At 62.1% G+C, this 11,268-nt stretch carries 8 protein-coding genes and 3 tRNA genes; 9 read left to right on the plus strand and 2 right to left on the minus strand.

Translation table 11 applies throughout. From position 1 onward, the window contains the following. The first annotated feature begins 58 nt into the window (after positions 1–58). The 4 genes from FHT76_RS06920 to FHT76_RS06935 all read left to right on the plus strand — a co-directional run bounded on the left by FHT76_RS06920 (position 59) and on the right by FHT76_RS06935 (position 8,051). Positions 59–598, plus strand: coding sequence for a hypothetical protein (locus FHT76_RS06920; protein ID WP_259185040.1), 540 nt, complete (start codon positions 59–61; stop codon positions 596–598). After that, complete coding sequence (locus FHT76_RS06925) at positions 591–1,349, plus strand: hypothetical protein (protein WP_259185041.1); 759 nt, start codon at positions 591–593, stop codon at positions 1,347–1,349. Before FHT76_RS06920 ends, FHT76_RS06925 begins: the two co-directional genes overlap by 8 nt. A 70-nt stretch (positions 1,350–1,419) precedes the next feature. Next, complete coding sequence (locus tag FHT76_RS06930) at positions 1,420–6,294, plus strand: strawberry notch family protein (protein WP_259185042.1); 4,875 nt, start codon at positions 1,420–1,422, stop codon at positions 6,292–6,294. Then, positions 6,291–8,051: a PcfJ domain-containing protein gene (locus FHT76_RS06935; protein ID WP_259185043.1), complete on the plus strand. Its 1,761-nt coding sequence runs from the start codon at positions 6,291–6,293 to the stop codon at positions 8,049–8,051. Before FHT76_RS06930 ends, FHT76_RS06935 begins: the two co-directional genes overlap by 4 nt. A 6-nt stretch (positions 8,052–8,057) precedes the next feature. On the opposite strand, the gene FHT76_RS06940 is transcribed toward FHT76_RS06935, so the two are convergent. Both FHT76_RS06940 and FHT76_RS06945 read right to left on the minus strand, forming a co-directional pair. Beyond that, on the minus strand, positions 8,058–8,834 hold the full coding sequence (locus FHT76_RS06940; protein ID WP_259185044.1) for a hypothetical protein: 777 nt from the start codon (positions 8,832–8,834) through the stop codon (positions 8,058–8,060). A gap of 6 nt (positions 8,835–8,840) precedes the next feature. Continuing rightward, entirely contained in the window at positions 8,841–9,062 is a 222-nt protein-coding gene (locus FHT76_RS06945) for a TraR/DksA C4-type zinc finger protein (protein WP_259185045.1), read from the minus strand. Between the two features lie 303 nt (positions 9,063–9,365). On the opposite strand from FHT76_RS06945, the gene FHT76_RS06950 reads away from it, so the two are divergent. The 5 genes from FHT76_RS06950 (at position 9,366) to FHT76_RS06970 (ending at position 11,179) form a co-directional block, all read left to right on the plus strand. Next, positions 9,366–10,172 carry an N-acyl amino acid synthase FeeM domain-containing protein gene (locus FHT76_RS06950; RefSeq protein ID WP_259185046.1) on the plus strand — a complete coding sequence of 269 codons (807 nt, stop codon included), beginning with the start codon at positions 9,366–9,368 and terminating at the stop codon, positions 10,170–10,172. 66 nt (positions 10,173–10,238) lie between these two features. Continuing rightward, positions 10,239–10,505 (plus strand): hypothetical protein, encoded by a 267-nt coding sequence (locus FHT76_RS06955; protein ID WP_259185047.1) that lies wholly within the window; start codon positions 10,239–10,241, stop codon positions 10,503–10,505. A 437-nt stretch (positions 10,506–10,942) separates the two neighbouring features. Next, positions 10,943–11,018 (plus strand) — tRNA-Phe (locus FHT76_RS06960). A 7-nt stretch (positions 11,019–11,025) separates the two neighbouring features. Further along, positions 11,026–11,102: transfer RNA gene (locus FHT76_RS06965), tRNA-Phe, on the plus strand. 1 nt (position 11,103) lies between these two features. Further along, positions 11,104–11,179 (plus strand) — tRNA-Arg (locus FHT76_RS06970). The last annotated feature ends 89 nt before the right edge of the window (positions 11,180–11,268 follow it).

The following is an 11,268-nucleotide window of genomic DNA, read 5'->3' on the forward strand; positions in this document are numbered from 1 at the left end:
AATATCGACTTGGAAAGACCATGGATCAATCAGTTGAATAAGACCCTGGAAAGTTGAAATGGAAGACCCCGACTCGATCTCCGAGACGCCGGCGAGACAGGCGGTCGGCCTTTTCGCGGCCTCTGCGCAGGTTCCGGCACGCGAGGACGTCGAAATCGCCGCCGCGGTGCTGTGCGAAGACAGCGACGCGCTGATGGCGATGTTCGATGTCACCGTAGACCTTCGGCGATCCGTGGAGACGACGACATCGACGATGCGCCTCGGCACCTCCTTTGAACGGCTTCGCGCTTTCGCCGCCTCTCGCATTGGCGCGGGTGACATCGCGACACTTGAGCGCCTCGTCGGCGGCCGCTTGCCGGAGGATTGCGAGCGACGCATCCAGGCCGCACGCGAAGACGCGCTTCTGAAAGGCCACCATCTCGCGACGGCCGCCGACCACTACGCGGCCGACGTGATGCGGTCGCTCTCCTCGCTCCTCGGCCTGCCGGATGGAGCGATGACGCTGGCGGTTCCTATCGGTTTCGAGACCGCCTCGGTCCGCGATGTGCCTTTCCTCTGTTTCCTCGATCCCGATATGACGGAGGCGTCGTATGCGTGACGACATGAGGTTCGCGCTGGTCATGCGCACCGGAGCCAAGGGCTTCGCCAAGGATTGCCCGTTCGATTTCGGCATCTGTTTTGTCGAGGGCGAAAGCGCCCGCACGGAGTTCGTCGACATCGAGCGGCTGGCAAGGGCGCTCGGCAGCTTCCCGGTCGTTCCGTCCGTCTACGGACAGCGTCCCGGCATCGTCTCCTTCGAGGCCGAGATGGAAGCCGTCGATCACCTGACCGCCGCGGCGGAGGCGTTCTCATCCAAATACAGCGCTGGAATGCCGGCCACCCATTCGAGGCTTCTCGAGCGCCTCGACGGCGGTCTGGCGGTCTCCGTGTCGGACGGCAGGATCGGTTTCGAACTGTCGCAATGGGCGGCCGAGGCGCTGTCTTGGCACGTCGGCGACCGGGTCGACATGGCTGTTTCCCAAGACGGCCGCTCCTTCTCCATTTTCGCTGACCGGGACGGAACCGCCCTAGTCGGTGCCGGCCGCCCAGGATGGATATCCACAACACGCGACTGGCCCGCGCCCCTCGTTCCGGTCGCCGCGCCAGGCGTTCATTTCATTCCGCTTTCCATCGCCGACGGCTCGATCCGTTTCGAGCTCGCACCCGCGGAAGTCCGGAATTCCGGCGACTCGGTGCCGGCCAATCCCGCTCTTCCCCTTCCCCCGACGCTCCCGATTGACTATAGATGGGGCCTGTTCGCGCTGGCCGTCGCGTATGCGGCCGCCGCGATCGTCCTAAAAGTAGTTTGAAGCCGTTGATCGTTGCATGGGCTGAAGGGAGGATTCTCGTTAATCGATGACATCAACGGACAAAAAAGACATGTATGACGTAGAGAAGAACAAGGCTGTCGCGGCAAAGTGGGGAACCCCGGAAACCACACGGTGGATGGACGTCACCGCCGCCGGCATGCGCATGTACCTTGCCGTCTACAAGAACGGCCGTCGCCTGGTTATGGAAAACGGCGACAAGATGCCCGAGGCGATGGAAAAGCTCAACTTCCAGCGCGCCGAGAACGGCTACTGGTATCGCAACGAGTTCAGCTTCCAGCCCAACGACTTCAAGGCCGTGATTCCGAGCGCCGTCACGCGCCGCGACATGCCGATAATGGACGTCCTTCTCGACCTTACGGAACTCGCGCCTTCGAACGATGCCGGCGCAGAGACCAAGGAAGAAGCGGCGCTCGTCACGATGACCAAGCAGTTCGAGGACACGGCTCCAGCCTTCCTCGGCTTCAACAGGTCGGGCGACGAAGTATACGAGAACGCCGAGGGCGTTCGCCATCTCGTCAGCCGCAAGCGCTCGGTCGTCGAAAGCACGGGCGCTGCGTCCGTTCCGTCGCATTACCTTCGCGCCCCCGACAACAACCAGTTGGCTGCCTGCGCCGACGGTTACATCGTCACTCTCGAGACGGCCGCCAACGCCGATTTCGCGAAGCCCGCCGCCTTTATCAAGGCGCTGGAGCTTGACCCGGTCAAGGATGCCAAGCGCTTCGCCGAAGCCGTTTCGGCCGCGGCCGTCCGTCACATCACGAAGGACAGCAAGGAAACGCTCTCCCTTCGCTACGAGAAGGCTGTCCGCCTTTCCTCGCTGCTCAAGTCCGTCGGACTCGACATCGGCGTCAACCTGGAATCGATGCTGCTCGCCCGCCGTCTGATGGGTACCGACAAGGACCTTCGCGGCGAAAGCGTGTTCCGCATCGGCGGCGTTGACGGCCTGTTCGAGAAGGTCCTTCCGGCGACAGGCGTCCGCCGCGGCGAAAATCCGCCGGACGCCTCGATCGTCGTCAACTTCGCGTCTTCGGCAAAGGAACTGGCCGACACGCTCGACGCGCGCCCCGCCAAAACCAAGTCGATCCTCGTCCTCGACGTCGATTCCCATAAGAAGGCTCGCGCTATCGCCGATGCCGTCGCCGAGAACAACCACATCGAGGGAGCGGGCTTCGTGTCGGCTGCCGCCGGTGGCCCTCGCCTCATCCTCAGCGTCATCTCCACGGAACAGCCGTCCGGCGAGTTCACCCTGACCGAACTGGGGAGCGCAGCTGAGGCGTGGACGTGGTCGTCGATGGTCGCCAAAGAGCGTTCGCACGCCATCGAGACCTTCAAGGCCGGTCTTGCCACCGACAGCGACTTCAACGCCGCCAGCTCGTTTGTCTTCGACAACAGCTATCAGGTTCCGTACAGCTCGGCCTCCAAGGTCGGCAATCCGACGACGCTCGTTCCGAAGGAACTGTCGGCCGCGACCCGCATCGCTCTCGACCGCATCATCTCCAACTACCGCGACGTCGACGAGAAGGTCGCCTACGAGTGCGGCTTCGCCAAGGAAGAACTCGGCCGCTACCTCGCCGCCGAGCAGGTCGACGGCGTCGCCCTCCTGATCAACGCCGAAGAGCGCGGTCGCGGAGCCGTCATCGGCGACGGAACGGGCGTCGGCAAGGGCCGCCAGCTGATGGCCATGGTCCGCCGCGCTGTCCTCAAGGGCCAGCGCGTCCTGATCTTCTCGGAATCTGCCGCCAACCTCGCCGACCTGATGCGCGACGCCAAGCACCTCGACTCGCTCGACATCATCAAGCCGCTCGTCCTCAACAACGACAAGCTGATCGACGAAGTCACCAAGGAAGAGTTCGAGACCCTCGACAGGTCCATCCTCGACAAGGCAATGGAGAAAGGCGAGTGGCCGGAAGGCGTCAGCGTCATCATGGCGACCTATTCGCAGTTCAACAAGGACGCCGAAGATTCCCCGAAGTCGCAGTGGCTGCGCAAGATCGTCGACGAGCGCGTGAGCCTGTTCGGCGACGAAATCCACAACGCCGCTTCGCTCGACTCGAATGTCTCGGCCAACTACAGCCACATCAAGCAGAACGCGGCGACCTGCGTCTCCGCTTCCGCGACCTACGCGAAGGAAGCCAAGAACATGGCCTTCTTCCGCGAGATGTTCCCGTCCGACATCGACATGGCCGAACTCCAGGCGATGATGCAGAAGGGCGGCGAGCCCTTCCAGGAAGTCGTCTCGGACATGCTGACCGCCGACGGCGTCTTTTTCCGCCGCGAAACCGACCTCAGCGAGATCGAATTCGTCCAGCTGATCGACACCGACAAGGTTGCTGAAAACCGCGTCATCGCCGACAAGCTCTCCATCATCGTCTCCGAGATGGCGCAGATCGCCGACGACGTCGGCATGGTCGTCGACCAGATCAACCGCGCCAACAACAACGAAGGCGGACGTCGCGGCAACAACAATCTGCGCAAGAGCGCCATCGGCTCGTCGCTCTACCACATCACCCGCCTGCTGAACGCAGCGTTGGTCGCTCCCTACACCGCCGACAAGGCGATCGAGGAACTCAAGGCGGGCAACAAGCCGGGCTTCCTGCTCGAAAACACGGTGGGCGAGCTTCTCGAAGAGGCGCGTCTGCGCGACGGCGGACAGCCGACCTTCCGTCACGTCCTGCACCGCGCCCTCGACCAGATGGTCGGAGCCGGCAAGGCGCGCGGCAAGGAAGCCGTCGTGAACGCCCTTCAGCCGGCCGCCCGCGAAGCCTACGACCGCATCTTCTCGCTGATCGAGGAATTCCCGGAAATCCCGGCATCCGTCATCGACACCATCAAGAACCGCATCACGGCGGCCGGCTACACCATCGGCGAAATCACGGGCCGTTCGCTCGAAGTCAACGCCGAGGGCAAGGTCGTTCCCCGCAAGGAACGCAACAAGATGGTCGTCAAGAACGCCTTCAATTCGGGCGAATACGACTGCGTCATCATGAACGCCACCGGCGCGACGGGCATGGACCTGCACGCCGGCCGCCGCTTCAAGGACCGCCGTCGTCGTGTCCTGTTCGAAGTGCAGGGTCCGGCGAACGTCCTCAAGCAAATCCAGGCTTACGGCCGCTACTCGCGCCGCGACCAGGAAAGCGCTCCGAAGATCGCCTTCGTCGGCACGGGCCTTCCATTCGAGTCGCGTCTGGCCGCCATGCGCAACCAGAAGCTCCGCCGCCTGTCGGCGAACGTCCAGTCGAACCGCGACAACAGCTTCCTGATGGGCAACATCCCCGACCTGATCAACTCGGTCGGCGACGCCGTCATCACGAAGTACGCCGAACTGCGTCCCGACCTTCTGCGTCGCCTCGTTCTCACGGACAAGTACGCGAATCGCACGAAGCTGGTCGACGTCGCCGACGAGACGGCCGTATTCAAGGCCGAACCCGAATTGAACAACGAACTCGTGGTCGCCGACCAGGCCCCGCAGCAGCAGCCCCGCCAGCAGGCCGGCCGCTACCGCCCGGGCATGGACAACGTCGAGCAGCGGACCGCCAACGAATTCCTCTCCCGCCTGTCGCTGCTGCCCTGCCGCGAACAGGACCGCATTCTGCACGAGCTGACCGCCGAGTACGAAATGCACATCGCTGAACTGGATTCTCTGGGTGTCAACCCGCTGCGTCCGCGCGAGTTCGACGGGACCGTCCAGGTCCGCAACAGCAAGCTGTTCGAGGGATCGATCGACAACGGAGCCAACTCCGCGTTCGAATCGCCGATGTTCCTGATGGAGGCGCTGGTCGAGCGTGAAGTCGAGCCGATGAAGTCTGAAGTCGTGGTCGAGGCGCTCGAAGCCTCCACCCCGCGCTACGACCGTATCCTCAGTTCGGTGAACGAGGTCGTCCGCAACCGCGATCGCTACCTCGCCCACTATCTCCAGGACGGCCACCTGTCGGTCGACGACGCGATCGCCCGCGGCGACGCCAAGATCGCCAGCATGGCGAAGGACATCGCCCACCTGAAGATGGCCATCGACGCCTTCATGCCCGGCCGCCAGATCACCTTCGTCAACGCCGACGGCGTCGCGGAGAAGGCGATCATCGCCAGCATCGAAGCGCCATGGGAAGGATCGGAGCATCTGATCGCGTCCTACCGCATGAAGATCGCGGTGCCTGGAACCGAGAAGATGAAGGAGTACGGCGTCGAAACCGTACTGCGCAACAACGGCGTCTCGTCCTTCGACAAGGACGGCAAGCTGGTGGTTTCTTCGTCTGACGGCCTGCTCGGCAACGATTACGAGAAAATCCTCGACAGCTTCGACAAGGCCTCGAAGAAGCGCCTCCAGAACGCCTCGTTCCTGGTCGGCAACGTCTTCCGCGCGGTCCGCTACGCGACGCAGTTCCGTCTGGGTTCGCTGGTTTCGTTCGTCGACCACAACGGCTTCCGCCATCGCGGCGTCCTGATCAACCGTCAGGCCGAAAAGAAGCTGAACTCGATTGCCGTGCGCGTCGAGGGCATCGAAGCGGCGGCCAAGGCGCTGGCCATGAACATCGAGATCAACTCGTCCCCGACGGGAACGGGCCGTAACCTCGTCATCACTCCGCTCAACGACGGCACCTTCGCCGTCCGCCTGCCGGAGCCGTATGTGCGCGGCAAGGTCAAGCAGTGGCCGTCCGACGGCTACCGCGAACTTTACGAGACGATGATCGCTCCGGATGTCGACGTCGAGGCGCTCGAAGCCAAACAGATGTCCCGCGCCAAGATCAAGCAGGCCATCGTGCCGCGCGCCATCGTTCGGGCGGGCAGGCAGCTCGAAAACGTGCTACAGATCGTGTCGCAGGCAGGCTTCAGGACCTTCTACGTCGATCCGACGCACCGCGAAAAGGTCGGGGACGGAAACACCTCGGAAGCGAAGTGGGAACCCGAAGGCAATGGAGTGAAGGCATGACCGCCAACATCACTTTCGGCCGTTATCGTCATCAGGACCTGAACGGCTATGTCATCGCCAACGTGAACAACGGCGTCACCAACGCCGTCATGGTGGCCCTCGATCCCGAGGGCCGTCTTTCAGCCGCCAGCATGTCCGTTGTCGGCGAGATCGACAGCGAGGCGGCGCAGTGGGTTCCGCTCGAAAGCCGCGCTTCCGGCCAGTGGGCTTATTCGATGATGACCGGCCAACCTTCGTCGGCGCTGCTCGACATGCTCGACGTCCCGCACGTCGATCGCGCCGGGATCGCGGACAAACTGTTCGCCGACGCGGCGACGCTATCCGAGGAGTGCCTGGCTGGCCTCAACAAGGATGCGCTTGTCGCGATGGCGAGGGCACCTGAAAAGCGCCTCTCGACTTACGAGTTCTACGCAGCCGAAGGCGAGCGCGGTCTCTACAGGCGTCAGGCCGCCGGTGCCTACGGCATATTCGCCGACCTCTTCAACGCCAACCTCTCCACGAAGATGGCGATCGACAGAAAGAAGCCGCTGACGGAAATCCTCCTCCCGATCCTTTCTGAAATGGCGGAGCGCCCGATCGGAAACGCCCTGCTGAAGCGCTTCGCCCAGGCTCCGGCGCTTCCCGAAGGCATGCGTCTTTCGCCGATCCTCGTATTCGCGAGCCACGTCCAGCCCGACTGGTTCCCGAAGACCCCGGACGAGTGGAAGTCATTTTACCATGTGGCCTACGCCCTGATCGAGGACCTTCACGTTCCGCCTCAGAGTCTTCCTGCCCTGCTTGCAGGCAGCGGGGGCAAGTGGACGCAGCTCGCCGAACGCGCGGTGGCCAAGGCCTACGTGAACGAAGGCGATCCAGCCCTGGACGATCCCGATACCTATGTCAGGGTCGCCTGCATGAATGCGCGCGATACCCTCGAAAGTTTCGTCGACATGGTCGTCCTGCCGCTGATCGCGCATGCCCAGGAAGCCGACGACGTCTTCCTGAACGCCTCCATCCGCAAGGGCGCTGCCGAATGGGCATGGGACATGCTGTTCGAAGGACGCAACCTTCCCGACCTCCTTGACGTGTCCCGTCGCTTCCATCAGGAACGCCCGGCGATGCTCGAAATGTCGGAGCGATACCGAAACGCGCAGGCGAAAGCACAGATCAAGGAAGGCGGCTGGCCCGGTCTCACAAACCCCGTCCAGGCCCCGAACGGGTTCTGGCTTGTGCCGCTCTGTACGTCGGCGGAACTTACGGAGGAAGGCCAGCGGATGCGCCACTGCGTCGGCGGATACTCCTCCCAGGCGAAGGCGTGCAATTCGCACATCGTGTCTGTCCGCACGATCAACCCCGACGGTTCGAGCATCTCGCATTCGACGGCGGAATTCCACGGCATAAAGCAGGCGATCCCGGACAAGCTCGGCATGGTGCAGCATCAGGCCGATCGCAACCACACGCCGGATGCGGTCTATCGCGACGCAATGTCTTGGTATGTGCGCCAGATCGAAAGCGGGCGGCTGAAGACCAACTGGGAACTGATCCGCGCGTTCCTCGACGACACGCTGGTCGTGATGGATCAGGTCGAGCGGCTGTGCGGGTACGACTGGCGCGAGAGGCACAACCTCGACATGGCCGTTCGGCCGTGGGGAGCCTTCGTGACGAAGGCCTATCGTACCAAGGGACTGGATGCCCTGATGGACAGCGATCAGGCCGCCGCGATCATCGACGGCATGACGCCTGCGTTCCTCTCGGCAGCGCCGACATCGGCCCCTTGAGGCCGATCAGGCGAACCAGGCAAGCCTCGGCGGGCTATTTCGCCGGGGCATCCTGACGAGGCCGCTCGACAGCCGCCTCGTCAATTTGTCGGCCATCCTGCCGAGGCGCGACCGCTCGGGGAGCGGAATGGCGGTAACCGTGGAAGACGCCTCGCTGAAATCGATCAAAAGACCGTTTTCCGCTCCCTCCACCGCGAGGATGGACAGCAACACCGGAATTTCCGCCGTCGCGTCGCGCATGGCGGCCTCGACGACCTCTTCCCTGCCGTCTTCGGTGATCATCAACTCGTCCTTGAAGTCGTCGCTGATCGAAACCCCGATCTGCATCATGATCCGCTCGACGCTTTCGCTCGGCGTTTTCGAGTAGAACTGCCGCGCCCTGATCGCGTTGTCCGTCAGCGCCGCGATGTCGAGCAGCGCCACCGCATAACAGTGCCTCGCCGCGATCGTGGACGACTGCACGGCCGTCACGACCATGTACAGACCCTCCTCTTCGGGATGCGGTAGCATCAGGTATCCGATGAGCGGGTCTTCGCCGCCGAGGATACCGGCCGGGTTTCCCGGCGCTTCGTACCATGTCGGCGCTGCCGGCCACTTCACGAGGTCGAGATTGCTTTCGACCGTCCATGGCGTGTCCGCCCAAAGCTTCCTGACCGCTGCGGCTGCCTCGGCCGAGAACACGGTCTTCGACGCCTCGCGGACGTAGCCGGCGATCTCGAGATGCTGGCCGGAGCCGAGACGCTGGAAGAGGTTGGCTGTGAGCGCTTCCGACAACGGTGTCATGGTCGGTTATCTCCGGTAGATGCGGGAGTCGCGCTCTTCCTGTTCCTTGCAACTGATGCAGAGGATCGTCGAAGGATAGGCGAGCCGCCTTGCAAGCGGAATTTCCCGTTCGCATTCATCGCAGTGGGTAGCGCCGCTCTTGCGGTCCACTTCACGGGAAATCGACTTGATGCCCACCGTGCGGTGATCTTCGGAAATATCGTTTGCTCTGTCGACTTCGTCGGCCATGGTCACTCCTGAATTGGCGTCTTGAATTTCTGTTCGCCGAGGAAACTAGGTGCAATTCAGGACCTCGTCAACGCCAAACGAGTTCTTCAATTAAATTTTCTGCGACGTGCGTGGATATTAACCACGTCTCGACCCCGGCTAATCCGCCGGCGGGACTGATTTATAACGGTTTTTCACGATTTTTACGCCCGACCTCTGGAATCTTGTCTACATATTGGGGTCCTGAATTGTTGCAATTGCGAACGAATCGTCGGCATCATTACGAACCTGTTAACGAGTTGTTTACCAAAAAGGTTCGATGCCATGCATGCCCACACTTCCCTAAACCAAGACTCCGCGTCGCGTCTCGCCACCAGCGGCTTGGTTCTACAGGCGAAGCCGGCCGGCACCATGGCCTGGACCGTGAAGTTCCTCGAGCGCTGCACGTACAGAGCGATGACGACCGACGCCGACCGCGAATATCTCTCTCGTTGGCGCTGGCAGCATTACATGGAGCAGGAGACCATCAAGAACGGCTCCATGACGATCCACGACTTCGAGGACGGCAAGGACGACCTTCCGACCGCCCGCACCGTCGGCCTCTATGTCGACGGCGCTCTGGCGGCCGCCATGCGCCTCCACGCCATCAATGCGGACGCCTACAACATCGACGTCGTAGACATCGCCAAGGACCGCGTCGAGCGCGAGATCGCCAACGGCAAGCGCTTCGTCTATTCGAGCCGCTGGGTAAGCGATCCGAAATTCAGCAACACGGTTCCGTTCATCATCGCGGCGACCAGGATCACACCGCTCGCCTGCGAATACCACCGGGCCGACTATGCCCTTTCATCTTCAAGGGAAAACCACGTGAAGATGTACCAGCGCATGCAGAACGCCGTCCTGTGGAGCGAAAAGCCGGAGCCGATCGACAATCTCGACTACCTCTACCATCTGATCGCATCCGACTATCACGAGTTCCGCGACCGCATACCGGTCGATCGCCAGGCCTATGCGTCCACGAAAGCCGAGCGCCACGAGATGTTCTCCCCGAACGCCGACGGCTCCAGAATGATCACGCCGACCGCTCCCGACATCGCGGCCGGGCTGCTGGTCACCGATTTCGCCCTCTGATTCCAGCTCCGCCGTTTTGGCCGGCGGAAATCTGCACGACAATCGAATAAAACACGGAGTTGAACCATGAGAATCCTGACCATCGCCCTTATCGTCGCGGCCCCGCTCGCGCTTGCCTCCTGCGTGTCCTCCGGCGGCTACGACAGCCGCTACGGCGCTTCCGCGGGCGGCCAGGTCGAATCGAGCTTCACCAAGACCGGCGGCGCTGTCGGCAAGCCGCAGTACGGTGGCTGGACGACGAGAACCGGCGACCGCGAAGCCGAGCGCAAGTCGATCGCCCGCGACATTCCGTATGGCGTCGTCTCGCCGTCAGGCACCGTGATCTTCCACTGAGCCGAAGTCTTGACTTTCCCCGACGGGACCTCTACTTGTCGGAGTGAACAAAGGAATTGAGACGATGACGCTTGTGATCAACAGGGAGCGATTTAGCACCCGCGGCCGCCTGACAGGGCTGCCCGTGGATCGCTTCGTCGCGCCCGGTTGACAACACAGCCGACATAAGCGCCGATACCGAACCCGCGGCCCCTGTCAGAGCGACAGGGGCCGCGGGTTTTTTCATGTCCCCATGACGAGACCCAGAACCCTAAGGAAGACCCCGATGCGACGACGACGAAGCGTCAAATCACCACGAAAAACGCCCGAACGCGGAACTTCCGCGAACGCCTTTGCACGCTTGTGCATTTCCGATAACTAGTTGAAATTATTTTGTTTTTCTTCATTTTTGTTATTGACGACCATTAGTTCATCCGGCATAGTCAAATCATCGGTAAGGGGCTGTAGCTCAGCTGGTAGAGCACAGGATTGAAAATCCTGGTGTCGGGGGTTCGAGCCCCCCTGGCCCCACCACCGATATGCCTGGGTAGCTCAGTTGGTAGAGCGGCATGTTGAACGCATGCGCGGCGGGGGTTCAATTCCCTTCCCCAGGCACCAAGGGCGTATAGTTCAGTTGGAAGAACGGCAGATTACGAATCTGCAGGTCGAAGGTTCGAACCCTTCTACGCCCTCCATTCTTTTTTCGAGCATCACATCGATCCGGAACATGGTCAGACGATCCGGAATCAAGGTCCCCAAAAACAAAGAACCGGAGACGCTTTCG

The organism is Rhizobium sp. BK176 (genome assembly GCF_024808055.1).